At 70.6% G+C, this 23,625-nt stretch carries 20 protein-coding genes and 1 pseudogene; 10 read left to right on the plus strand and 11 right to left on the minus strand.

Annotated features, from left to right (window positions below):
• Positions 1-2,288 (plus strand): annotated as a pseudogene (locus ACLFRB_RS05060) (ATP-dependent DNA helicase); the annotation flags it as partial.
• 115 nt (positions 2,289-2,403) lie between these two features.
• Here the strand turns inward: ACLFRB_RS05060 and ACLFRB_RS05065 are convergent.
• The gene (locus ACLFRB_RS05065) at positions 2,404-2,565 is read right to left on the minus strand and encodes a hypothetical protein (RefSeq protein WP_411067918.1); all 162 of its coding nucleotides are present in this window, start codon (positions 2,563-2,565) and stop codon (positions 2,404-2,406) included.
• Between the two features lie 105 nt (positions 2,566-2,670).
• A complete protein-coding gene (locus ACLFRB_RS05070; RefSeq protein ID WP_411067919.1) occupies positions 2,671-4,065 on the minus strand; it encodes a deoxyguanosinetriphosphate triphosphohydrolase in 1,395 nt (464 codons plus the stop codon).
• Positions 4,066-4,249: 184 nt separating this feature from the next.
• Between ACLFRB_RS05070 and ACLFRB_RS05075 the strand changes: the two genes are divergently transcribed.
• The 3 genes from ACLFRB_RS05075 (at position 4,250) to ACLFRB_RS05085 (ending at position 5,679) form a co-directional block, all read left to right on the plus strand.
• Complete coding sequence (locus ACLFRB_RS05075) at positions 4,250-4,597, plus strand: c-type cytochrome (protein ID WP_411067920.1); 348 nt, start codon at positions 4,250-4,252, stop codon at positions 4,595-4,597.
• A gap of 212 nt (positions 4,598-4,809) precedes the next feature.
• Entirely contained in the window at positions 4,810-5,340 is a 531-nt protein-coding gene (gene def / locus ACLFRB_RS05080; protein WP_411067921.1) for a peptide deformylase, read from the plus strand.
• Positions 5,341-5,430: 90 nt separating this feature from the next.
• Positions 5,431-5,679, plus strand: coding sequence for a hypothetical protein (locus ACLFRB_RS05085; RefSeq protein ID WP_411067922.1), 249 nt, complete (start codon positions 5,431-5,433; stop codon positions 5,677-5,679).
• Positions 5,680-5,698: 19 nt separating this feature from the next.
• Here ACLFRB_RS05085 and ACLFRB_RS05090 read toward each other — a convergent pair whose 3' ends face one another.
• From ACLFRB_RS05090 to ACLFRB_RS05100, 3 genes are all read right to left on the minus strand, one after another.
• Positions 5,699-6,706: an AIR synthase family protein gene (locus tag ACLFRB_RS05090; RefSeq protein ID WP_411067923.1), complete on the minus strand. Its 1,008-nt coding sequence runs from the start codon at positions 6,704-6,706 to the stop codon at positions 5,699-5,701.
• 201 nt (positions 6,707-6,907) lie between these two features.
• Entirely contained in the window at positions 6,908-7,546 is a 639-nt protein-coding gene (locus tag ACLFRB_RS05095; protein WP_411067924.1) for a response regulator transcription factor, read from the minus strand.
• Between the two features lie 19 nt (positions 7,547-7,565).
• Positions 7,566-9,689 carry an ATP-binding protein gene (locus ACLFRB_RS05100; protein ID WP_411067925.1) on the minus strand — a complete coding sequence of 708 codons (2,124 nt, stop codon included), beginning with the start codon at positions 9,687-9,689 and terminating at the stop codon, positions 7,566-7,568.
• A gap of 551 nt (positions 9,690-10,240) precedes the next feature.
• Here ACLFRB_RS05100 and ACLFRB_RS05105 point away from each other — a divergent pair.
• The 5 genes from ACLFRB_RS05105 to ACLFRB_RS05125 all read left to right on the plus strand — a co-directional run bounded on the left by ACLFRB_RS05105 (position 10,241) and on the right by ACLFRB_RS05125 (position 12,976).
• Entirely contained in the window at positions 10,241-11,035 is a 795-nt protein-coding gene (locus ACLFRB_RS05105; protein ID WP_411067926.1) for a DUF1722 domain-containing protein, read from the plus strand.
• Complete coding sequence (locus ACLFRB_RS05110; RefSeq protein WP_411067927.1) at positions 11,025-11,318, plus strand: hypothetical protein; 294 nt, start codon at positions 11,025-11,027, stop codon at positions 11,316-11,318. The genes ACLFRB_RS05105 and ACLFRB_RS05110 overlap by 11 nt, the downstream gene beginning before the upstream one ends.
• 78 nt (positions 11,319-11,396) lie before the next feature.
• Positions 11,397-11,747, plus strand: a complete 351-nt coding sequence (locus ACLFRB_RS05115; protein WP_411067928.1) for a hypothetical protein — start codon at positions 11,397-11,399, stop codon at positions 11,745-11,747.
• Between the two features lie 36 nt (positions 11,748-11,783).
• Complete coding sequence (locus ACLFRB_RS05120; RefSeq protein WP_411067929.1) at positions 11,784-12,491, plus strand: helix-turn-helix domain-containing protein; 708 nt, start codon at positions 11,784-11,786, stop codon at positions 12,489-12,491.
• Positions 12,488-12,976, plus strand: a complete 489-nt coding sequence (locus tag ACLFRB_RS05125) for a CBS domain-containing protein (protein ID WP_411067930.1) — start codon at positions 12,488-12,490, stop codon at positions 12,974-12,976. Before ACLFRB_RS05120 ends, ACLFRB_RS05125 begins: the two co-directional genes overlap by 4 nt.
• Positions 12,977-13,548: 572 nt before the next feature.
• Here the strand turns inward: ACLFRB_RS05125 and ACLFRB_RS05130 are convergent.
• The 3 genes from ACLFRB_RS05130 to ACLFRB_RS05140 form a co-directional block, all read right to left on the minus strand.
• Positions 13,549-13,827, minus strand: a complete 279-nt coding sequence (locus ACLFRB_RS05130; protein ID WP_411067931.1) for a hypothetical protein — start codon at positions 13,825-13,827, stop codon at positions 13,549-13,551.
• A gap of 172 nt (positions 13,828-13,999) precedes the next feature.
• Positions 14,000-17,071, minus strand: a complete 3,072-nt coding sequence (locus ACLFRB_RS05135) for an efflux RND transporter permease subunit (protein WP_411067932.1) — start codon at positions 17,069-17,071, stop codon at positions 14,000-14,002.
• A 9-nt stretch (positions 17,072-17,080) separates the two neighbouring features.
• Entirely contained in the window at positions 17,081-18,202 is a 1,122-nt protein-coding gene (locus ACLFRB_RS05140; RefSeq protein ID WP_411067933.1) for an efflux RND transporter periplasmic adaptor subunit, read from the minus strand.
• A 185-nt stretch (positions 18,203-18,387) separates the two neighbouring features.
• On the opposite strand from ACLFRB_RS05140, the gene nhaC reads away from it, so the two are divergent.
• Positions 18,388-19,914: a Na+/H+ antiporter NhaC gene (nhaC, locus tag ACLFRB_RS05145; RefSeq protein WP_411067934.1), complete on the plus strand. Its 1,527-nt coding sequence runs from the start codon at positions 18,388-18,390 to the stop codon at positions 19,912-19,914.
• On the opposite strand, the gene ACLFRB_RS05150 is transcribed toward nhaC, so the two are convergent.
• From ACLFRB_RS05150 to ACLFRB_RS05160, 3 genes are all read right to left on the minus strand, one after another.
• Entirely contained in the window at positions 19,850-20,650 is an 801-nt protein-coding gene (locus ACLFRB_RS05150) for an endonuclease/exonuclease/phosphatase family protein (protein ID WP_411067935.1), read from the minus strand. The genes nhaC and ACLFRB_RS05150 overlap by 65 nt on opposite strands.
• Positions 20,643-22,796: a VTT domain-containing protein gene (locus ACLFRB_RS05155; protein WP_411067936.1), complete on the minus strand. Its 2,154-nt coding sequence runs from the start codon at positions 22,794-22,796 to the stop codon at positions 20,643-20,645. Before ACLFRB_RS05155 ends, ACLFRB_RS05150 begins: the two co-directional genes overlap by 8 nt.
• A 110-nt stretch (positions 22,797-22,906) precedes the next feature.
• Positions 22,907-23,548, minus strand: a complete 642-nt coding sequence (locus ACLFRB_RS05160; protein WP_411067937.1) for a DUF599 domain-containing protein — start codon at positions 23,546-23,548, stop codon at positions 22,907-22,909.
• Positions 23,549-23,625 lie beyond the last annotated feature (77 nt).

Below are 23,625 nucleotides of genomic sequence, written 5' to 3' on the forward strand. Positions count from 1 at the left end.
TGCACAGCCCCTTCGGCAGCCGGGTGAACAAGGCCTGGGGCCTGGCCCTGCGCAAACGCTTCTGCCGCAAGTTCAACTTCGAGCTGCAGGCGGCGGCCACCGAGGACACGGTGATCCTGTCCCTGGCCACCGCCCACAGCTTCCCCCTGGAAGAGGTGGCCCGCTACCTGAGCCCGGAGACGGTGCGCGAGATCCTGGTGCAGGCCCTGCTCGACGCGCCGGTGTTCGCCACCCGCTGGCGCTGGAACGCCACCACCGCCCTGGCCATCCGCCGCTTCCGCAATGGCGGGCGCACCCCGCCGCAGCTGCAGCGCATGGAGGCGGAGGACCTGATCAGCGCGGTGTTCCCCGACCAGATCGCCTGCTTCGAGAACCTGGCCGGCGACCGCGAGGTGCCCGACCACCCGCTGGTGAGCCAGACCATCCACGACTGCCTGCACGAGGCCATGGACATCAAGGGCCTGGAGCGGGTGCTCGCCGCCATGCGGGAGGGTACCGTGCGGGTGGTGGCCAGCGATCTCACCGAGCCCTCGCCGCTTTCCCACGAGATCCTCAACGCCCGGCCCTACGCCTTCCTCGACGACGCCCCCGCCGAGGAGCGGCGCACCCGCATGGTGCAGGCGCGGCGCTACCTGGATCCGGCGGATGCCGCCGACATCGGCCGCCTCGATCCCGAGGCCATCGCCCGGGTCCGCGAGGAGGCCTGGCCCGAGGCCCGCGACCGCGACGAGCTGCACGACGCCCTGGACCTGCTGGGCGCGGTCACCGCCGAGGAGGGCGGGGCCCACGGCTGGGGGGCGGACTTCGAGATCCTGCGGGGAGAGGGCCGCGCCTTCCGGGTGCTGCCCCCGGAAGGACCCACCCTGTGGGCGGCGATGGAGCGCCTGGACCCGCTCCGCGCCGTGCATCCGGAGGCGGCCCTGGAACCGCAGCCGGCCACGGATCCCGAAAGCCTCCCCGAGGCGGACGAGGCCCTGCGCGAGCTGGTGCGCGGCCGCCTGGACGGCCTCGGCCCCACCACCGCCGCGGCCCTGGCCGCCGCCCTCGGCGTGACCGGCGCCGCCGTGGAGGCGGCGCTCAACGCCCTGGAGACCGAGGGCGCAGCCTTCCGCGGCCGTTTCACCCCCCATGCGGGCGGCGAGGAATGGTGCGAGCGCCGCCTGCTGGCGCGCATCCACCGCTACACCCTCGACCGCCTGCGCCGCGAGATCGAGCCGGTGGAGCCGGCGGACTACACCCGCTTCCTACTGGAGTGGCACGCCGTGAGCGGCGAGCCCGCCGCCGAGCGCCGCGAGGGCCCGGAGGCCCTGCTGGCGGTGATCGAGCAGCTGGAGGGCTTCGAGGCGCCGGCGGGGGCCTGGGAGAGCGACATCCTGCCGGCGCGGCTGCCCGGCTACGACCCGCAATGGCTCGACCAGCTGTGCCTGTCGGGGCGGGTGGTGTGGACCCGGCTCACCCCGCCCGGCGTGGCACGGGGCAAGGCCCGGCGGGCGGGCTCGGTGCGCACCGCCCCGGTGGCGCTGGTGCAGCGCAAGAACCTGCCGGACTGGAAGGCCCTGGCGGCCACGGTGGGGGTTTCCGAGGAGGGCCTGTCCGGCAAGGCGGCCAAGCTGGAGGCCTGCCTGCGCGAGCGCGGCGCCCAGTTCTTCGACGAGCTGGTGGGCTGCGCCGGCATGCTGCGCACGGAGGTGGAGGAGGCCCTGGGCGAGCTGGTGGCCTGGGGGCGGGCATCGAGCGACAGCTTCGCCGGCCTGCGCGCCCTGCTCCGGCCCGCCGAATCGCGCTCCCGGCACCGGCGGGGGCGCGGCCGACGCCGCCGGCTGGCCCCGCCCGAACGGAGCGTGGAGGAGGCCGGCCGCTGGGCGCCGGTGGCACCCGCCCCGCCCCCCGAGGGGGGCCTCGATCCGAGCGCCGTGGAGGCGGCGGCCTGGACCCTGCTGGAGCGCTACGGCGTGGTATTCCGTGCCGTGCTCGCCCGCGAGCCGGACTGGCTGCCGCCCTGGCGGGAGCTGCTGCGCGTCTATCGGCGCCTGGAGGACCGCGGGGAGGTGCGCGGCGGGCGCTTCGTGGCCGGCTTCTCCGGCGAGCAGTTCGCCCTGCCGGAAGCGGTGGGGGCCCTGCGCAAGGTGCGCAAGCGCGGCCGGGAGGAGCACGCCGTTACGGTGGCCGCCACCGACCCCCTCAACCTGGCGGGCATCCTCACCCCCGGGGAGCGGGTCCCGGCCCGCACCGGGGAGCGCCTGCGCTTCCGGGACGGCGTGCCCGAGGAAAAAGCATCCAGCCGATGACTCCCGGACGCGCCAGCCCTCGCCGAAGCGCACTCGTAGGAGCCCACTTCAGTGGGCGATCGGTTTCCCAAAGTGGGCGCCTACCGGCCCTTCGGGCGAGGCTGGCCAGGGCGTACTAGTCGTGGAAACAGCGCAGCAGCAGGCCCAGCCCCAGGGCGCCAAGCAGCACCGGCGGCCCGGCCGCGGCCGCCGGCCCCACCCAGAGGTATCCTGCGGCCAAAAACAACGTTACGCCGCCCGCGCAGGCCCCGTAGAACCCTGCATTCGCTTGCCACATACCCATCCTCCCGGCCGGCTCCCCGCCCGCTCCGGGGCGGGGGATCCCGCGTGAAAATTGGGGGCATCCTAGCCGCCGCGGGCCGCCTTGAAAAGGCTCGGGCCCTCAGCCGCGGTGGGGCAGGGAGATGCCGGTGAGCTTCTTGTACAGGGAGACGGCGTAGCCGTCGGTCATGCCGGAGACGAAATCGGTGAGGTTGAGCAACAGGAGGTAGGGGTCGGTAAGGCGCTCCCCCGTGGCGCCGTCGTAGAGGAACTGCTCGGGCACCAGCTGGGCCACGGTGCGGCTGTGGGCCGAGGCCGCCCGGAGCCGACCGGCGGCCTCGGCCTCGGCGGTCTCGCGCACGGGCCCGTAGAAGGTCTCCAGCAGGCCGCCGAGCACGCCGAAGCCGGCGGCGTCGATCTCCAGCACCCCCTTGGCGTTGTAGATGCGCTCGAAGGAGGTGCGCTCGATCTCCGCCATGGCCTCCGCCGAGGGGATCAGCTCCTTGAGCTCCCGGTCGAACCGCCCGGCCAGGATCTCCTCCTCCCGCTCCAGGAAGGCGGTGGCGGTCTCCTCCACCAGTTGGTTGATGGCCCGCGCCCTAAGGTACTCCACCCGCTCCTTCTCCGAGCCGATCTGGTCCAGGCGCGCGTTCACCCGCCGGTCGTCCCGCAGGATGGGCCGGATGTGGCGCGCCACGTCCTCGAAGCTGAGCAGCCCCAGCCGGTAGGAGTCCTCGAAGTCCACGATCTGGTAGGAGATGTCGTCGGCCGCTTCCATGAGGAAGGCCAGCGGATGGCGGCAGTAGACGCCCGCCTCGGCGTCGCGGGGCAGCATTCCGGTCCGCTCCGCCACCCGGCGGAAGTGCTCATCCTCGGCGGCGAAGTAGCCGTGCTTCTTGCCGCTGACGCCGCCGGCGGGCTCGGTGCGGTGGGCGGGCCGGGGGTACTTGAGGGCGGCGCCGAGGGTGGCGAAGGTGAGCTGCAGGCCGCCTTCGTTGTCCGGGTTCTGCAGGCGGGTCACCACCCGCAGGCCCTGGGCGTTGCCCTCGAAGCGCCGGAACTCCGCCGCCTGCTGCTCGGAGAGAGGGGCGAGGGCCTCGGCGCCGATGGCGCTGGTGGCGAACCAGTGCTGGATGGCGTCCTCGCCGGAATGGCCGAAGGGGGGATTGCCGATGTCGTGGGCCAGGCAGGCCGCCGCCACGATGGAGCCGAAGTCCCCGGGGTCCACCACCTCGAACCGCTCGCGGGCGGCCACCTCCTCGCCCACCTTGGTGCCCAGGGAACGGCCCACGCAGGACACCTCCAGGCTGTGCGTCAGCCGGGTGCGGACGTAGTCGCTCTCCGCCAGGGGGAAGACCTGGGTCTTGTCCTGCAGCCGCCGGAAGGCGGAGGAGAAGACGATGCGGTCGAAGTCCTGCTGGAAGTTGGTCCGGTGCCGCTGCGGGGCGGGCTCCTCCTCCCTACCCAGCCGCTGCTGGGTGACCAGGTGCTCCCACGCCATCCGCGCCTGTGCCATGCCTGCGCCTCCGGGGTCGCCGCGCGCCGAAACGGGCATCCTAGCACGGGGGCGCCCCCGAGCGTTCCCGGGGCCTATTTCCAGACCCGATGGGGTGATTGTCCCGGCTAGCGGAAAGGTGTAGAAAGAAATATTTATTTTGCATCTTTTTACACCGCGCACTACAACCTCACGGGAGGGCACCATGCGCAATCCGATCGCCACGGGCACCATCCTTCTCGCCACCGGCCTGGGCTGGAGCGCCGCGGCGCACGCCCAGGACGGCGAGTCCGCCGCCCAGTCCCTGGGCTGCACCGCCTGCCACGCCGCGGAGAACAAGATGGTGGGCCCCGCCTATGTGGACGTGGCGGAAAAGTACGGCGGGGACAAGGACAAGATCCTGGAGCGGATGAAGGCGGCGGTGGAGGACGGCTCCTCCGGGACCTGGACCGAAGTCACCGGCGGGAGTCCCATGCCGCCGCAGCCCCAGGCCGCCGGCAAGGACGAGCAGCTGGGCCAGATCGCCGAGTGGATCGCCTCCATGGCGGAGTAGCCCCTCCGCTGCCGGCAACCCGGGCCATCGGCGTCGCCGGTGGCCCTTTTGGTGGGCTCCCTTGGGGGTCAATCCCCGGACGCCGGGGATCGGTAGCATTGCATCCCGCCCGTTTTTGGCTTAGGCAGGGGGGGTGGACCGAAACGCCGGCGGCCCCTGCCAATTCCCGGGCAACGCCTGGGGGGCCCAAAGGAACCCGGAAGGAGAGCGACATGGCGGTACGGGAAGTGCTCCGCATGGGGGATGGGCGCCTGCTGCAGCCGGCCGAGCCGGTGGCCGATCTGGACTCCGGGGAGGTGCGCGACCTGATCCGGGACCTGTGGGACACCATGGCGGCCCACGGGGGCGTCGGCCTGGCGGCCCCTCAGATCGGCGTGCCCCGGCGGGTGGTGGTGTTCGCCGTCGCCTCCAGCCCCCGCTACCCCGGGGCGGAGGACGTCCCGCCCACCGCACTGGTCAATCCGACCCTCCACCCCCAGCCCGGGGCCGTGGAGGAGGACTGGGAGGGGTGCCTGAGCCTCCCCGGCTTGCGTGGCCTGGTTCCCCGCCACGCCCGCCTGCGCTACACCGGCTTCACCGCCGAGGGCGAGCCCCTGGACCGGGAGGTGTCCGGGTTCCACGCGCGGGTGGTCCAGCACGAATGCGACCACCTGGACGGCATCCTCTACCCCATGCGGATCCGTGACCTGCGCAACTTCGGCTTCGAGGAGGAGCTGGCCGGCCACCCGGCCCTTCCGGAGTGAGCCGTCACAATCCTGTAACGGAGGGCCCCTATCCTTTCCCCTACGCTGCCCGGGGGCAGCGCCGACAGGGAACAGGACGAGGCCATCACCATGTACAGCGAGAACAGCCGCCAGGGAATCCGGACCCTTCTCCAGGAGGCCGCCTTACGGTTTCAGCGGGCCGCGGAGGAGACGGGGGACAGCGCCCACGCCGACCATTACCGCGAGCGGGCCGCCCTGCTGGAGGAGCTGATCGGCCAGCTGGGCAGCCGGCCCGAAGGGGCCGCGCCCGGAGGAGCGGCCGTCCCCGCCCGCACCCCTTCCCCGAAAAGCACCGCCAACCGGGGCGACTCCCGCTAGGCCCCATTCCGGGGCGCACTCAGCCCTCGAAGACCCTGCTGATCTCGTCCCGCTCCGGGCGGGCCAGGGGGCTCCCGTCCGGCCGGCGGACGCCTGCCGGTCCCTCCGCGACCGCGCCGATCTCCCGGCAGGCGATGCCGGCCGCCCGCAGCGCCCCGATGATCGCCGGGCCGTCTTCCGGCGCCGCGGCCAGGAGCAGGGCGCCGGAGGCGATGGCCGCCAGGGGATCGAGGCCGAAGGCCTCGCAGATCCGCCGGGAAAGCTCGGGCACGGGCACCTTCCCCGGATCCACCACCAGTCCCCGGCCGGAGGCCTCGGCCAGCTCCCAGAGGGCGGCGGCCAGCCCGCCCTCGGTGGGATCGTGCATGGCCGTGACCCGGCCCGCCCCGCGCGCGATGCGCGCGTCCCGCAGCACGTCCAGGCCCGGCTCGCGCAGGAAGTTTCGCGCCCGCTCCAGCTCTTCCGGGGCGAGCACCCCCCGTAGCCGCTCCGGGAATTCGCTGGCCAGCACGCAGGTGGCCTCGATGGGCACGCCCTTGGTCAGCAGGAGCCGGTCCCCCGGGTCGGCGCCCTGGGGGGTCACCAGGTCCTCCCGGGCCACCTCCCCGATCAGGGCGCCGGCGGCGATGGGGCGATCCAGACCGTGGGTCACCTCGGTGTGCCCGCCGATGACGGCGATGCCCTCCGCCCGGCAGGCGTCGTGGACCTGCTCGGCGATGGCCTCGGCCTCGGCGGGGGTGCACCGTTGGGCGGGAAGGAGCAGGGTCACCAGGAGCCAGCGGGGCTCGGCCCCGCTCGTGGCGATGTCGTTGGCGTTGATGCGGACGAGGTACTCGCCGATCCGGTCGGTGGCGAAGGTGATGGGGTCCGCCTTGCATACCAGCAGGGAGGGCCCGGCCTCCACAACGGCGCAGTCCAGCCCCACGCCGGGGCCCTGGAGCACCCGGGGGTCCTCGCAGGGCGCCCGGGCGAGGATCCGGGCCATCAGGTCCGGGGGCAGCTTGCCGACGGGAAGACTGCCGGGCATGGCGTTCCCCTTCGGGCCCCGCCAGGGGCAAACCGGCCGCGCCGGACCGGGAACGGATTCAGGAACTAGGAAAGACCGGCCGGGTCCCGGGATGCCGGGCGGCCGGAACGGCTACAGGCAGGGGCGTACTCCCGCGACCGGGACGCCGCGGGGGTTCGCCGGGAAACGGTCGCGGGTCTGCGCCAGGGCAATGCGGAGGCCTCAGGCTTCCTCCTCCTCCGTGGTCCATTCGGCGGCGATCAGCATCTGGACCAGCTCGGCGGTGGACCCCGCCTCCATCTTCTCCATGACGCGTCCGCGATGCACCTCCACGGTCTTGGGGCTGAGGTCCAGTTCGCGTGCGATGGCCTTGTTGGAGTAGCCCTGAACCACGCGCTTGGCCACCTGGCTCTCCCGCGTGGTCAGGCGGGCCGCCCGGCGGCGCAGCTCCTCCCGGCGGCTGCCCAGCTCCCGGCGCTGCTGGTCCTGCTCGATCGCCTTCTGCACGGTCTCGATCAGGTACTGGGCGTTGTAGGGCTTCTCGATGAAGTCCAGGGCCCCGCCCTTCATGGCCCGGACCGCCGCGGGAACGTCGGCATGGCCGGTGAGGATGATCACGGGGATCTCCAGACCGCGGTCGCGGAGCCATTCCTGGAGCTCCAGGCCGCTCACCCCGGGCATCCGGATATCCAGCAGGACCACGCCGGGCTGTTCGGGGTCCAGACCCTCCAGGAACTCCTGGGCGTCCGAGTACACCTCCACCTTGTGGTTCACGGACTCCAGCAGCCATCGGATCGAATCCCGCATTCCCGCATCATCGTCGACGACGAAAACGGTTGGTATATCCTTGTCCTGGCGCATCGGGACCCTCTTCACAGTTTCATGGTTCTTGGCAGACGGGTAATGCCAGATGAAAAGTGGTTCCGGGCTCGGGGTCGTTCGGCGCCGCCCAGAACCGGCCCCCGTGGGACTCCACGATGGACCGGCAGATCGAGATCCCCAGACCCATTCCCCCCGTTTTTGTGGTGTATAGCGGCTGGACCGGATCCGCGCGCAGATCCTCGGGCAGACCGATGCCCTCGTCCTCCACCGCCACTTCCACCAGCTCCCGGGAATACCGCCGGGTACGCAGGGTAACCACGCCCTTTTCCTCCAGAGCCTCCTGCGCCGCTCGCGCCGCGACGGCCTCCTCGGCGTTCCGGACCAGGTTGCTCAGGCATTCCTGGAGCAGGATGGGGTCGGCCTGGATCTGCGGCAGCTCCGGCTGCAGGTCCAGCTCGATCCGGGCAGCTTCCATCCCGCCCTGCAAATGGTCCGGTGTCAACCTCTGAATCAGGGAGTTAAGCGACGTAGCCCGGGTCTTGGGCTCCCCGCTGCGCAGGAAATGCCGAACTCCCCAGACGATCTCCCCGGCCTGGCGCACGTAGTCCACCACCTGCTCGAGGCCGAACCGGATATTTCCGGCCCCGTCGGGCTCCTCCAGCCGCCGCAGGGAGCCCTGGGCGAAATTCATGGCGGCGGCCAGGGGCTGGTTCAGCTGATGGGCGAGCACCGAGCCCAGCTCCCCCAGGCTCACCAGCCGGCGGATGCGCTCCAGCTCCGCCTGCTGGCTCTTGAATTGACTGAGGTCATGGGCCATAACCGAGAACCGCTCCACGCGCCCCGCTCCGTCCTTGTGCGCCACCACCACCATGGCCACGGGAATGTCCCGCCCCTCGGCATCCCGAAGGGCCGCCTCCCCCCGCCAGAGCCCGGCCTCCCGGGCCTGCGGGAAACCCTCCCGACGAAGGCGCTCCGCCGCAACAGGGGCAAGGAAATCCCCTAGGAAGGCCCTGCCAGAGTCGCAGCTCGGGCTCCGCCCCGCCATCCGGAAGGCTCCCGGGTTTGCATAAAGGATTTCCCCCAGCGGATCGGCGATGACCACGGCGTCTGGCGTGGCGTTCAGAAGCTCCAGCAGGCGGTCGCGCTCCCGCTCGGCCCGGTGCTGGGCCTCCCGCGCCCGGAAGGAGACCATGGCGTTGGCGGTCTCGTCCGCGAGGCGGCACAGCATGTTCAGCTCGTTGGCGTCGAAGGCCGCCGCCTCCCCGGCGTAGATGCACAGCACGCCGTACACCCGGCGCTCGTCCTGCAGCGGCACCGCCAGCACCGAGCGGAAGCGCTGCTCGGCCGCCTGCTCCCCCCAGAGCTCGTACTGCGGGTCCATGGCGACATTTGCCACCATGGCGGGCTTGCCCGTCTCCAGGGCCCGGCCGAAGGGGCCTCGCCCGTGGGGCAGGAAGCCCCAGGCAATGGGGTCCTGGATCCGCTCCAGGCAGCCGTCCAGATCCGCCGATGCCAGCACCCGGATGGGCTCCCCACCCTCCCCGGCCGGCTCCCCGATCCACGCCAGGGAGTAGCCGGCCCCGCGCACCAGGAAATGGCAGATCTCCTGAAGCAGGGTGGCCTCGTCCGGGGCCCAGCGCACCGCCTGGTTGGCGGCGTTCAGGGCGCGGAGCGCGCGCTCGCCCCGGTAACGGATCTCCTCCGCCTCGCGCTGCCGGGTAACATCACGTGCAGCGATCACCGCCAGGGGGGTACCATTCGCCAACGTGCCGCCGGGCGCCCCCTCCAAGGCCACCTCCTGCGCCCGACCGGACTCCACTTCCAGCCGCACCTCCAGGCCGGCCCCGCCCTCCCCCGCGAGCACCTCCTCCAGGAAGGCCCCGAACTTTCTCCGGTCGGGCGTGGACAGGAGGCCCTGCAGGGACCATCCCAGGGTGTCGGAGTCCGACCGTCCAAGCAGGTCCCGGGCTGCCCGATTGAGGGAGTGCACCCTCCCCGAGGGATGACAGACCATCTGAGGGACGGGGGAGAGGTCGAAGAAGCCCGCGCGGCCTTCTCCCAGGGGCTCTTCGGGTCCCAGCGGAATCCCCTTACCGTCCTTGAGGCGGTTCCCCCGCCGCACGTGGAGGGGAATCCGTGACGGCACCTTCAAACCGCCCGTTTGCTCCAAGCTTTCCCGCATGCCGTCCTTCTCCATGACCTTGCAGCCGGTCCGAGACGCGCCGTCTCCTCGGCGGGCGGACCGTCGCTTTAGCGTGCCCCCGTCCCCCTTGTCCCGGGCCACCCCCAATTCCCCACAAAATTAGTACGGGGAAACGTCCAGAGACGTAAGGAATCCCGGATTTCCACCGTATAGCCCCTGCCATTGGCCGCCTACCCGCCAACCACCAACGGAGATCAAGTACTCCTTTGTTTGCCGCGAAGCGCCCGGGGACGGAAACCAGTTTTCATCTTCCCCTCTCTGTCGCGGGACGACCGGATAGAGTCCGGAACAACCGGCGAAGGCCCCTATCTTCCTCTTGCATTAGGGATTTCCCCTAAAAATTTAAGCCAACGTCCCAATTGGACCCCTTTCCACTGTGTCCTAAAAAGAACGCTACCGAGCGGGGTGTAAGCCCCGCTTGCTGGCCGAGCCGGAAGACGGTCGCCCGAGGCCGGCCGACCGTCCGGGACCGAGCCCCTAGCCGGGGCATTCAAACGAAAGCCTCGGCCCCCGGGAAGCAAGGGTCCCGCGTGGGCATCGACACAGTCCGTATCGGGGTCAAACAGATGGTGCGCTCAGGTGAGTCCGTGGTGAACGGGCGGCAGCCCACGGGACAGAAACAACGGGTCAGCCCGGTCTTTCCGGAGGGCGTGGAGCGGATTCCGCTTGCGGAGAAGGTGGAATGCGACGGCTCCCGGTATTCCGGGCTGAGCGGGGTGGTGCAACCCTCCGGACGGAGGACGGCCAGCGTGGAAACCGGCCTGTCGTCCTCCTCCGGACCCGCGGTCCAGATGGCGACGGACCGGCAGGGATTCCGTCGCCGCGAGCGTGCCGTGCGTCGCTGGCGAGAGCTACTCGGCAACGCCGACCCGGTATCCGCCCTCAAGGCGTTTCACGAAGAGCAGGGCCTGGCCGTTATGGCCCGGGACCCCCGGGAGCATGAGCGACTCTCCACCCTGGTCACCGCGGCGGAGACGGGCACTTACCCCGCGGAGCAGACCGCACGCTCCTATCTGGAGGCCTACCTGGAGGCCCTGCGGGAACCCGTCACCAAGGAGGGTCTCGGCGCCGTCCTGGGGAGGGCGTGGGGCGAGCTCTCCTCCCGCGCTTCGGAGGCGGAACGACGCCAGCTGGGCCAGGAGATCTGGGCCTTCCTGCGGGGCCGGGTTCCCCTGAACAGCGTACTGCGCCGGACGGAGAAACTGCTCACCCAATACGGCCTTCCCGACTCGGCCGGCCGGTTACGAAGCCAGCTCGATGATCTCGACGGCGTGCATTCCGATCATGAAAACCGAACCTCGAAGGGGGTCAAAAGTGAGCTTTAACTTCTCAACCCGTGGCCGCAAGAACCTCGGCTACCTCGTAAAAGACCGGGAATTCATTTCGGTGGTCAATTTCCGCCTGGACCAGGAGCAGGACGAATGGGGACGGCCCCGGGTCTACGGGGATATGGAGCTCAAGGGCAAGAACCGCAAGCCGACGGACTATGAGGGACCCCTGACCATCCACTCCAACCAGGGATACAGCCTGAACCTGGAGATCACCCGGTATCTGGCCAAGGGGCGGTACGCCTTCCAGGTGAAACGGGCCAACCAGCCCACCTCGTGAGGGAGGGGCACCCCGACACCGGCTCTCCCCGGCGGGGATTGGAGCCGGACAGGCTTGAACATCCACAGGAGGCCGCCCATGGCGACCGTAGCGAACCCCTCGCCGCTGCCCGACCGGGTACTGCTCTATCACAACAGCATTCCCGTAGCCATCTGCTCCACAAAGCATTTCACCGCCGAGAGCCTGGAGCTCTACTGCGGGCCGCTGCGCTACGAGCGCAACACCGACCTGGAGGTGGAGGTGCAGTTCGATCTCGCGGAGCCCGAGAGCCGCTTCCGACTTCCCGCGCGCGTGGTGCGTTGCGACAAGGACCACCTGGTCCTGTCCTACAGCTCCCTCCCGGAGATGGCCGCGGCGTACCTGCAAGGCTGGGCGGAACGAGGCCCGGGCGCGCATCCCGGCATCCCCTCCGCCCGCTACGCCCACTGAGGGGGCTGCACTATGACCGCACACAGGCGCCCTCGAATGGCCACCGCCGAATCCCTGGGCGCGGAATGCGACCGCTGCAGCAACCTGCCCGCCTGTCTTGCGGGCCACCTGGAGGACAACGAGCGCCGCACCCTGGACGCTCGCATCCTGCGGGGCCGCCCGTTGAGCAAGGGCGAGGAGGCCTTCGAGCAGGACGACGCCTTCGAATGCCTCTATCTGCTGCGGTCCGGCCTCATGGAAACCTTCCACACCGACTCCAGGGGCCAAGCCACCATCACCGGCTTCCACCTGCCCGGGGACATCCTGGGCCTGGACGCCATCGCCCAGGGCCGGCATACGGAGACCGCGCGCGCACTGGACACCACCAGCATCTGCGCCCTGCCCTTCACTGCGGCCATGTCCGGCCGCTCCAGCAGCCTGCACACCGAGCTGTTGCGGGCCATGAGCCAGCGCATCGCCCGTAACGGCACCCGGCACCGCCTCTTCAGCAAGCGCTCGGCCCTCTACCGGATCGCGCACTTCCTTGCCGAGCTGCATCGGCGGACTCCGACCTCGGCGGCCTCCGCGGCCACCTTCCGGATCCCCAAGCGGGACCTCGCCAACTTCCTCGGCCTGGCCCCCGAGACCTTGAGCCGCGGGCTGGCCCGTCTCCACGAGCTCGAGCTGGTAGAGGTGTCCAAGCGGGGCTTCAAGGTGCGGGATGCGGAGGGCCTGGAGAACATGACCCGGGAGGAGCTGGAATGAGCGCCGCCGCCCGGTCCGTTCTCCCGCCCCAGGGCATCGGCCAGTACTGCAATCGGGAGGTGGTCGTCACGGAACGGGAGCGCTCCATCCGTGACGCGGCCCGCCTCATGCGCAACCACCACGTGGGCGACCTGGTGGTGGTGGAGCGCTACGAGGGGGAGGTGATCCCGGTGGGGATCGTCACGGACCGCGACCTGGTGGTGGAAGTGCTGGCGGAAGAGGTCGGCGTGGACGAGGTCACGGTGGGCGATGTCATGAGCGCCGAGCCGGCCCTGGCCCGCGAGGAGGACGACCTCTGGGAGACCCTTTTGCGCATGCAGAGCTGGGGGGTGCGGCGCCTGCCGGTGGTGAGCGCCTCGGGGGAGCTCCAGGGCATCATCACCGTGGACGACCTGCTCGAGCTCTTCACCGAGTACCTGCACGACCTGGTGAAGGTGGTGACCCGGGAGCGCGAGCGCGAGCTGGTGCGGCGCGGGTCCAAATAAGTACGGCCGCGGCCCTCCCGCAGTCCGGATGCAGAAAGGGGTAGCGGCGCAGGTCCGCCCCGCTCCCCAAGGCCACCCCGCCGCGCAGCCCCACGGTCTCCAGGTCCAGGATCCGGTCGGGATCCCGGCCCGGAAATCCACGTACGCCTCCCGCCCCTCTCTGGCCGGCGCCTCCCGGACGAAACCGTCCGGGAAGCGCTCCTCCGCCTGGCTGGAAAGCCGACCCCGGAAGCCCCGCCGGTGCATGCGCACGTGGAAGGAGGTACCCGCCAGTGCCCCCAGCCAGGGCCGCACCGCCTCCCGCGCCTCGAGCTCCTCCGCGTCCCGGTACAGGAACAGACGCTCCAGGGGCACCACCCGGCCCAGCCACTTCCCCAGCCCTGGGTTGGCCTCCCAGGCAACCCGCAGGAGCTCGGCGAAGGCCCGGGGCTCGCCCACCCGCAGCACCAGGACGTTGCAATACTCCGTGGCCGCCACCGTCCCGAGCGCGCCGAGGGCCCGGCATGCCTCCGCGTAGGCGCGGTCCCGCATCGTGGCCACCTCGTTCCAAATAACGAGGTCCATGCCGGCCCTCAGCGGGACCGCGCCCGCCACCGGTCCAGGCGCCCCACCACCCCCCGGGCGTTTTCCGGGTCCGGCGCCGCCTCGGCCATCACCGCCATCCGGCGCAGGTGGGCCTTGGCGCGGGCCGCCCAGGCAAAGCGCTCGCGGAGGGCCTCCTCCGCGGAACCGTAGGTGGCGGCGCCCTCCAGGTTGCGGTCGATGGCATCCCGCTTCTTCAGGGCGCTCCGCACCTCGCGCAGATGCTCCGCCCATTGCTGGTGGTCCCATTGCCCTTGGCCTCGGGACATGGCTCCCCCCCCTAAGTCGCTGTGTCAAGGATTCATACAGTTAGACGGGGAAACCGCCCGGGGGTGCGGGCAGGGGGGAACGGGCCTTGATCGACGTCAAATGAGAATCATCCCGGCCCGAAAAAGGGCCGCCCCAGGGGGCGGCCCGCACGAGCGCCGGGGTGTGGGGGACTCATGCCGCGGGCTCTTCCGCCTCCCCGCGCCCGTGATCCTTGCCGATGACCATGTACATGGTGGGCACCACGAACAGGGTGAACAGGGTGCCGATGGAAAGGCCGGTGGCGATCACCAGGCCCAGGGCGTAACGGCTCTCCGCCCCGGCCCCACCGGTAAGCACAAGAGGCATGGCGGCGAATACCATGGCCGCGGCGGTCATGAGCACGGGCCGCAGGCGGATGCCGGCGGCGTCCTCGATGGCGCGGCGCTTGGAGTAGCCCTCCTCCTGCAGCTGGTTGGCGAACTGCACGATGAGGATGCCGTGCTTGCTGATCAGCCCGATGAGGGTCACGAGCCCGATCTGGGTGTAGATGTTCACCGTGGCCAGGCCCAGGTACAGGAAGATCAGGGCCCCGGCCACGGACATGGGCACGGAGATCAGCATCACCAGCGGATCCCGCCAGCTCTCGTAGAGGGCAGCCAGCATCAGGAAGATCAGCACCAGGGCCAGGAAGAAGGTGGTCACCAGCTGGGCGCCCTCCTCCACGTAGTTCCGCGCCTGCCCGGCGTAGTCGACGGTGTAGCCCTTGGGGAAGATCTCCTCCGCCTTGGACTCCAGGAATTCCAGGGCCTGCCCCATGGTGACCCCGGGCATGGGGGCCGCAGAGAGCGTGGCGCTATTGAGCTGGTTGAAGCGGTTGAGCTGCTCGGGCTGCACCTCCCGCTCCAGGGAGACCACCGTGGACAGTGGGATCATGGAGCCGTCGGGGGCCTCGATGTGATAGTTCTCCAGCTGCTCGGGGTTCAGGCGGTCCGCCCGCTGCACCTGCGGGATCACCTGGTACGCCCGACCCTGGGTGCTGAAGCGGTTCACGTAGCCGCCTCCCAACATGGAGGAGAGCTCGTTGCCCACCTCCTGCATGGTGAGGCCGAGGTCGGCCACCTTGTCGCGGTCCACGTGGATGCGCGCCTGGGGCAGGTCGTACTTGAGGTCGGTATCCACGAAGGCGAACAGGCCCGACTCCTCGGCCGCCTCCTTCATCTCCTCGGAGACCTCGTTGAGCACCGAGGGGTCGTCGGTTGTGCCCATGACGAACTGCACCGGCGCCCCGCTCCCCGAGCCCGGCAGGGCCGGCGGCAGGAACACCTGCGGATCCAGGCCGGGCACCGCGCCCAGCTTTTCCTGCAGCTCCTGCTGCAGGTCCATGGTAGAGCGTTCCCGCTCGCTCCAGGGCTCCAGGCGCATGATGGAGAAGGCGCTGTTGGGCGCCGGGGGTCCGCCCGGGGAAATGCCGTTGGCGTTGAAGTAGACGGCGGTCTCCTCGAAGGACTCGAAAATGGGGTTGTACATGTCGGTCCACATGCGCGTCTGGTCCAGGGTCGCGTCGGGCGCCCCGGTGGACATGACGAACAGGGAGCCCTGGTCCTCGTCCGGGGCCAGCTCGTGCTGCGCACCGGTATACAGGAAGACGACGCTACCCAGCACGATCACGGCGAACACCACCCACACGGGAGTGTAGTTCAGGGTGCGGTGCAGCAGACGCTCGTAGGCCCAGCGCAGCTTGTCGAAGGCCCGGTCCAGGAAGGCGGCCAGCCTGCTGCCGCTCTCCTCGTCGGACTTGAGCATGCGCGAGGCCATCATGGGCGACAGGGTCAGCGCCACGATCCCCGAGATCACCACCGCCCCGGCAAGGGAGTAGGCGAACTCCGAGAACAGGGTGCCGGTGACGCCGCCCATGAAGCCGATGGGCGCGAACACAGCCACCAGGGTTAGGGTCATGGCGACGATGGGCCCGGCCAGCTCGCGCGCTCCGTAGATGGCGGCGTCGAAGGGCCGCTCGCCGTTCTCGATGTGGCGGTGGACGTTCTCCACCACGATGATGGCGTCGTCCACCACCAGACCGATGGCCAGCACCATGGCCAGCAGGGTGAGGATGTTCACCGAGTAGCCGAAGGCCAGCATGAGGAAACCGGCCCCCACCAGGGAGAGGGGCACGGCCACAACGGGAATGGCCACGGCCCGCAGCGACCCCAGGAAGAGGAAGATCACCACCACCACGATGAGGAAGGCCTCGAGGAGGGTCTTCTGCACCTGGGTGATGGATTCCTCGATGAAGTCGGTGGCGTCGTAGACCACCGTGTGCTCCAAGGTGGGAGGATACTGGGACTCCAGCTCGTCCAGGGCCTCCCGTACGCGCGGCACAACGTCGAGGGGGTTGGCGGTGGGCGTTACCTGGACGCCGATGAAGGTCCCGGGGGTCCCCTTGAACACCACCTGGTTCTCGTAGGTCTCGGCCCCCAGCTCCACATCGGCCACGTCCGACAGGCGAATGGTGCCTTCCTCGGTGCGCTTCACCACCAGGTCCTCGAAGGCCTCCGCGGAGTGGATGCTGGTCTCCGACTTGAGCCGGACGCTGACCATGGAGCCCTTGGTGCGCCCCACCCCCGCCAGGTGGTTGTTGGCCTCCAGCACCTCCCGCACCTCGGCCGGACTCACCCCCACCGCGGCCATCCGGTCCGGCTTGAGCCAGGCGCGCAGGGCGAAGGGCCGCCCGCCCAGCAGCTCCGCCTCCTCCACTCCCTGCACGGTGTTCAGCTCGGGCCGCACCACCCGGTTCAGATAATCGGTTACCTGGTTGGTCTCCAGCTCCTCGCTGTGGAAGTTGATGTACATGGTGGCGGTGGTGTCGCCCACCTCCACGTTGAGGGTAGGCTCCTCGCTGGCCTCGGGCAGCTCGGAGCGCACCTGGTCCACCTTGGAGGAGATCTGGCTCAGGGCGTCGTAGGGATCGTAGTTGAGCTCGATGTGAGCCTGGATCTGGCTGGTGCCCTGGACGGAGGAGGACTCCAGGTAGTCGATGCCGTCGGCGGTGGCGATGGCCTCTTCCAACGGCGAGGTGATGAAGCCCTTGATGAGCTCGGCGTCGGCCCCGGGGTAGGCCGTGTTGACCGTGACCACGGCATTGGTGGTCTCGGGGTACTCGCGCACGTTGAGCAGCTGGAAGGAGCGCACCCCGACCAACAGGATCAGCAGGCTGACCACCGTGGCCAGCACCGGGCGCCGGATGAAGATGTCGGTGACGTTCATGCCCCGGCCCTACTTGTTCGCCGGTTGGGGTTCAGGATCGTTGCCGGGCTGGACGCTGTTGTCCACCTGGATGCGCGCCCCCTCCTCCAGCTTGAGCTGGCCGCTGGTGACCACCGTCTCGCCGGACTCCACACCCTCTTCAATGGCCACCTGGTCGCCGCGGCGCTCGCCCGTGCGCACGAAGCGCTTGGTGACGGTGGATGGCTCCTCCTCATCCTCGGCCTCCTCCACCACGAACACCGATTCGCCGTAGGGGTCGGTGGAGACGGCGGTCTGCGGAAGCGTCACCACGTCCCCCTGTTCGGGAAGCTGCACCGCTGCCTGGGCGAACATGCCGGGGCGCAGGCTGCGGTCCTCGTTGGGCAAGGTAGCGCGCACCGCGAAGTTGCGGGTCTCCTGGGCCACCTCGGGCTCGATGGCCGTGACCTCGCCCTCGAAGGTCCGGTCCGGGAAGGTATCCACGGTGAGGCGCACCGGCATGCCCACCCGCACCCGGCCCAGGCTCTGCTGCGGCAGGTCGAAGTCGGCGTGCAGGGGCTCCAGCGCCTGGATGGTCACCAGGTCCTGGCCGGGGGAAACGAACTGACCGCGGTCCACGTTGCGGATCCCCAGCACCCCGGCGAAGGGGGCCCGGATGTGCTTCTTGGCGATGGCCTCGCGTTGCCCCTGGATCTGCGCCTCCAGGGTCTTCAGCTCGGCGGCGGCCTCGTCCACCGCCTCCTGGGAGGTCTGATCCTGCTCCACCAACCTCCGTTGGCGACGCAGTCGGGCCTCGGCCAGCTCGCGGCGGGCCCGCAGGCGCTCCAGCTCGGCCTCCTCGGTGGCGGTGCTCTGGGCCACCAGGAGATCGCCCTCGTCCACCTCCTGGCCCGATTCGAAGGGGATCTCCGCCACCCGGCCGTCCAGCTCCGGGCTCACCGCCACCCCGCTCTCCGCCCGCAGGCTCGCCACCGCCTTCAGCTCCGGCTGCCAGGTCTCGGCCTCCGCCTCCGCCGTGGTAACCGTTACCGGAGGCTCCTCCTTGGAAGCCATCATCTGCTGCATGAGCATGCCCTGGTAGTACTTCCAGCCGAAGATGCCCCCGAAGACGACGGCGAGGGCAAGCACCATAAGGATCATGCGCTTGATCATGGCTCGGGGTTCCCTTGCAAGAGCACGCGGATAACGGGGGTCGGGCTTCGGATCGCGGCTGACCGGTCGGTCAGCACGGAGGCCTGAGCATGGACCAGCAGGGGGCCAGCGTCAAGAAGGCCCGGGACAGGCGCGGACGGAACGTTATAATCCGGCGAGCCCGACCAAACCGGAAGAGGGAGCCCATGACCCCGCAAGCGGAAGCGGCCGGCGGCGAGCTACCCAGGCCGAGCCCGTTCATGGCCCTGCTGCCCCTGGTAGCGACCATGGTCCTCATGCTGGTGCAGCTCGCCGTTTTCGAGGAGTTCGCCCCTCAGATCCCCCTGGCCCTGGGCATCGCCTTCACCGGTCTGCTCGCCTGGACCTGGGGCTATCGCTGGCGGGACATGGAGACCGGGCTCTACCACGTGGTCCACGTGGGACTGCCGTCGGTAGCCATCCTCATGACCGTGGGCATGATCATCGGCACCTGGATCCTGTCCGGCACCGTGCCCCTGCTCATCTACTACGGGCTGCAGCTCATCACCCCGCAGTACTTCCTGCTCGCCGCCATGCTCCTGCCCGCGGTGGTCTCGGTGGCCATCGGCACCTCCTGGGGGACGGTGGGCACGGTGGGCCTGGCCCTGGTGGGCATCGGCGAGGGCCTGGGCATCCCCGCCCACCTCACCGGCGGCGCCATCGTCTCCGGGGCCTTCTTCGGCGACAAGATGTCGCCCCTATCGGACACCACCAACCTCGCCCCGGCCGTAACCTCCACCGACCTGTTCAGCCACATCCGCAACATGATGGCCACGGCGATCCCCGCCATGCTCGCCGCGGCGGCCCTCTTCTGGCTCCTGGGGCGGGGCTACGCCGACCAGACCCTGCACGCCGAGCGCGTGGAGGCCATCATGGCCGCCCTGGAGGGGCAGTTCGCCTTCCACCCCCTGCTTCTGCTCCCGGCGCTCCTGGTGCTGGTGCTGGCGGTGCGGCGCTTCCCCGCCCTGCCCACCCTGTTCCTCGGCGTCCTCGCCGGGGCGGTCACCGCCTACTTCGCCCAGGGGGCCAGCGTCCCGGAGATCTCCGCCGCCATGCAGGACGGCTTCTCGAGCGCCACCGGGGTGGAGGCGGTGGACGAGCTGCTGTCCAAGGGGGGCATCCAGTCCATGATGTGGACCATCTCCCTGGTGCTCATCGCCCTCGGCTTCGGCGGCATCCTGGAGCAGACCCGCTGCCTGGAGGTGCTCCTCAACGCCATCGTCCGGCGCGTGCGCGGGCGCCTGTCGCTGGTGGCGGCCAGCACCGGCGGCTCGGTGGGCACCAACCTGATCACCGGCGATCCCTACCTGGCGGTGGCCCTGCCCGGGCGCATGTTCGGGCCGGTCTACCGGGGACGGGGGCTGTCCATGCTCAACCTGTCGCGCTCCATCGAGGAGGGCGGCACCCTGATCAACCCGCTGGTGCCGTGGAGCGCCGGCGGCGCCTTCACCGCCGGCGCCCTGGGCATCCCCACCCTGGCCTACGCGCCCTTCGCCGTGGCCTGCTGGCTGTCCCCGCTGATCGGCCTGCTGTACGCCGGGCTGGGCTGGTTCTCCCCCCGCGCCTCGGTCGCGGAGCTCGACCGCTGGCAGGCCGAGGGCGAGCCCGTCCTGATGGCGGGCGAGCTGGTCAGCGCGGCACAGCTCGATCCCGAGGAGCTGGAGCGGGACTTCGATTCCTATCGCCGGCGCTGACCCCGGCCCGGGAGAACGCGAAGTGGGCGGTCACCGGCAGGTGGTCGGAGGCCCCCCGGGCGTGGGATGTGTGCCAGGCGCGCACGTCCTCCAGCCCCTCCCGGGGGTGGGCCCAGATGCGGTCCAGGGCCAGGAGGGGCAAGGCCGCCGGGAAGCTCGCGGGGCCGGGGGACCGGCCGAACACCCGGTGCAGCAGCCGCAGGGAACGCGCCCAGGGCAGCCATTCGTTGAGGTCGCCCAGGAGCACGGTGGGCTCCGACGGGACCCCGCCGAGGTGCTCCAGGAGCCAGCGCACCTGCCGCAGGCGCTCGCCGGGGTACAGGCCAAGATGGGTGGCCACCACCCGCAGGGGCGTACCGTGCACCTGCAGCTCCAGCTCCAGGGCGCCGCGCGGCTCCCGGCGGTAGATGCTCAGGTCCACATGGCGCACCGCGCTCACGGGGTGGGCGGACAGGACCACGTTGCCGAAGTGGTAGTCGTAGCGCGTGTGGGTGGGGCCGACCACCGCCGTGTAGCCGGAGGTCTCCGCCAGGTAGTCCATCTCGTGGACCCAGGGCAGATGGCCCTGGCGGGTATCCACCTCCTGGAGGGCCAAGACCCCCGCCCCCAGGTTGCGGATCACCGCGGCGATGCGCCCGGGGTCCCGCCGGCGGTCCCGGCCCACGCCCTTGTGGATGTTGTAGGTAGCCACGCGCAGCCCGACACGGTCGTCCCCCCGCTCTCCCCCCTCAGCCAAGGGTTGCCCCCCCTTCCCCGGAGCGGGCCGCGCGGCCACGCATCCAGCGACGCACCAGCAGCGTGCCCGCCACCACTCCGGCCGTGACGCTCGCCAGGACGCCGATCCCGGTCCAGTTGGGGTCGACGAGCACCGCCAGGAGGCTGTCGGCGAACACCGAGATGGCCAGCGTCCCCGGGATCATGCCGATGGCCGAGCCCCAGAAGTAACTGCGGAAGCGGATGTGCACCGCCCCCGCCACCAGGTTGACGATGACGAAGGGCGCCACGGGAAGCACCCGCAGGGTGGCCACACCGAGGACGCCGCGGTCGGCCAGCCACTGGCTGATGCGGTTGAGGCGGGCCCCGGCCAGGTTGGCCACAGACTGCCGGCCGAGCGCGGCCCCCAGCCCGTAGGTGAGCACGGCGGTGAGCAGGGCGGCCACCATGGCGTAGGCGAACCCCAGCCAGGGGCCGAAGGCGATGGCCGTTCCCACGATCATCACCGCCAGGGGAAGGGTCAGCAGGGACGCCACCACGTACACCCCGATCACCACCGGCAAGGCCAGGGGGCTGTAGCGGATGGACTCCAGCCAGCGGGCCACCCGCTCCGCCTGGAACCACTCCTCCAGGGGGGTCACCTGCCAGAGAATGGCGAGGATCACCAAACCCAGCAGCAGGCCCGAAAAAAGCAAAGCCTGGCGCCGACCGGTCTTGCGGTCCTCGGGCGGCACGTAGACCTCCACGAACTCGTCGGGATCCACGGGCCGCTCGGGGTCGATGACCGCCGCATCGGGCAGCAGGCGCTCCGAGGAAGGGCTCACCGTGCCGTCCAAAGGCCGCAGGCTCCGGCCTTCCCCGGTACGCAGGCTTTCCACCGCGGCCCCCGGCGAGGCGGCCTCCTCCAGGGCCCGAACCACCTCCGCCTCGCTTACCCCCAGGTGCTCGGCGAGCAGGCGGTTGCGGGCCCCGGCGATGAACGCCCGCACCTCGGTGTCGCCCGGCCCCGCCTCCAGGGCCAGATCGCACTCGGTGTCCAGCCCCATGGAGCGGTTGCTCATGTTGGCCGACCCCGCCCGGATGAGCCGGTCGTCCACCACCAGCACCTTGGAGTGGACGCTTACCCAGTCCGGCTCCAGACCGGGGATATGGGGATAGTAGACCCGCAGGCGGCCGTGGCCGTCCGCCGCCCGCAGGCGCCGCAGCAGCCGGCTGCGCAGGACGTCCATGGTCTGCCGCTCCAGCCAGCCGTCCTTGCGCAGGGGCAGGACGATGACCACGTCGGGGCCGTCGGCCTCCCCCAGGCGCGCCTCCAGGGCCTCGCCCACCGCGTGGCTGGTGAAGTATTGGTTCTCGATGTAGAGGAAGCGCTCGGCGGCGGCGATGGCGTCCCGGTGCAGGGCCTCGATCTCCCGGGCCTCGGGCCGGTCGCCGTAGGCGGGCTGGGTGCGCGCGATGCCCACCCGCACCCCCCGCAGGTCCGGCTCCACCCCCGCCGGCCAGGGATCGGCCTCCGTCGGCGGCACCGCCCGGCTGCGCCCCCCGGCCCGGACCCAGCGGTCCCGGCACAGCGCCCCGAGGGCGCGGGCGGCCTCGCCGTCCACCACCCACTGCACGTCGTGGAAGGGCGGATACGGATTGCCTTCCGGGTCGGTGCGGACCGGATCCCCGGGCCGGTGGGCGGAGGTATCCCAGCGCCACTTGCTCAGGTCGAACCCGCCGGCGTAGGCCACGGCGTCGTCCACCGCCACCACCTTCTGGTGGTGGCAGGCCCCCACGGGATGGGCGCCGTCCATGCGGAAGTGGACCCGGCGGTGGGTGCGCCAGCCCAGGTGCATGCTGGGGAAGGGCTCCCGCTCCAGGGCGTAGATCATGGCGTAGTCCCAGAGCAGGACATGGATGTGGAGGTCCTCGCGCCGCTCGCAGAGGGCGTCCAGGAAGCGCGCCAGGGTGGGGGGCAGGCCGTCGGGTACCGGGCCCCGATCCAGGCGCAGCCGGCCGTCGATGTCCCAGGCCAGGACCCAGGCGGCATAACGCGCCCGGGCCAGGCTGTCCACCACGGCGGGGTAGTAGCGCTGGCCGTCCACCAGGAGGGCCAGCCGGTCCGCCCGGCACAGGCGCCAGCAGTTGCGGCCCTCGCGCAGGATGGGTGATCGGGGTGCGCTCATGGGTCGGGATCGACCTCCTTCCCCTCACCCTGCCCCATTGGCGGAGGCGCTTCCACACCACCGGAAGGCACCCGCTCCAGCGCCCGCCTGCCCACGGGGGCCGTGCCGGGTCAGGCCCGGTCCAGGCGGGCAAGGGCCAGCAGCACCAGCAGGGCGCCGAGCAGAAGCAGCTCCGGGCCGAACAGCCACAGCGCCAGGGGCACCGCCAGGTAGTAGGCGCGCATGCCGAGGGTGTAGTGGAGGCCGCCACGATTCAGGCCGCGGGCCACCCCCTCCGGAGACAGTCCGGGATCCCGCTCCGGGGGCAGGGCCAGCTGGTAGCCGGCGTGGTTGTAGTAGCGGATGGCGAGGGTGAAGTTGAAGAAGGCGAACAGGAAGACCCCCGCCAGCACCATGAGCTTGACCAGGGTGAGGCGCGGGGTGGCCCCCTCCAGGAAGGTGAGCAGCCGGGAGACCTCCACGGCCCGCTCGCTGGTGGCGGCGATGCTCAGGATGCCGAGGGCGAGGAGCATGGCCGTGGAGGCGAGGAAGGTGGCGGCCATGGTCCAGTTGCGAAGAGTCTGCACGGCCAGGATGTCGCGACGCTCCGCCATCACCATCTCCACCCAGCGCTCCCGGACGCGGTCCGCCAGCCCGAGGCCGGTGGCCTCGGGGTGCCGCCGCAAACGGCGGAGCAGGCGCAGGTGGTAGGCGACCAGCAGCAGGAAGGCGAGCGCGGCCAAGCCCCCTTCAAGGAGCAGGCTGGTGGTCATGGGAAGGGCCTTTCGGTCCGGGCGGCCGGAAGAGCCGGATCATTCCCTTCGGTCGCGGCGGTCCAGCCGGTGCAGCA

Origin of the sequence: Thiohalorhabdus sp. (genome assembly GCF_046545655.1) — a bacterium.
GTDB lineage: Bacteria > Pseudomonadota > Gammaproteobacteria > Thiohalorhabdales > Thiohalorhabdaceae > Thiohalorhabdus.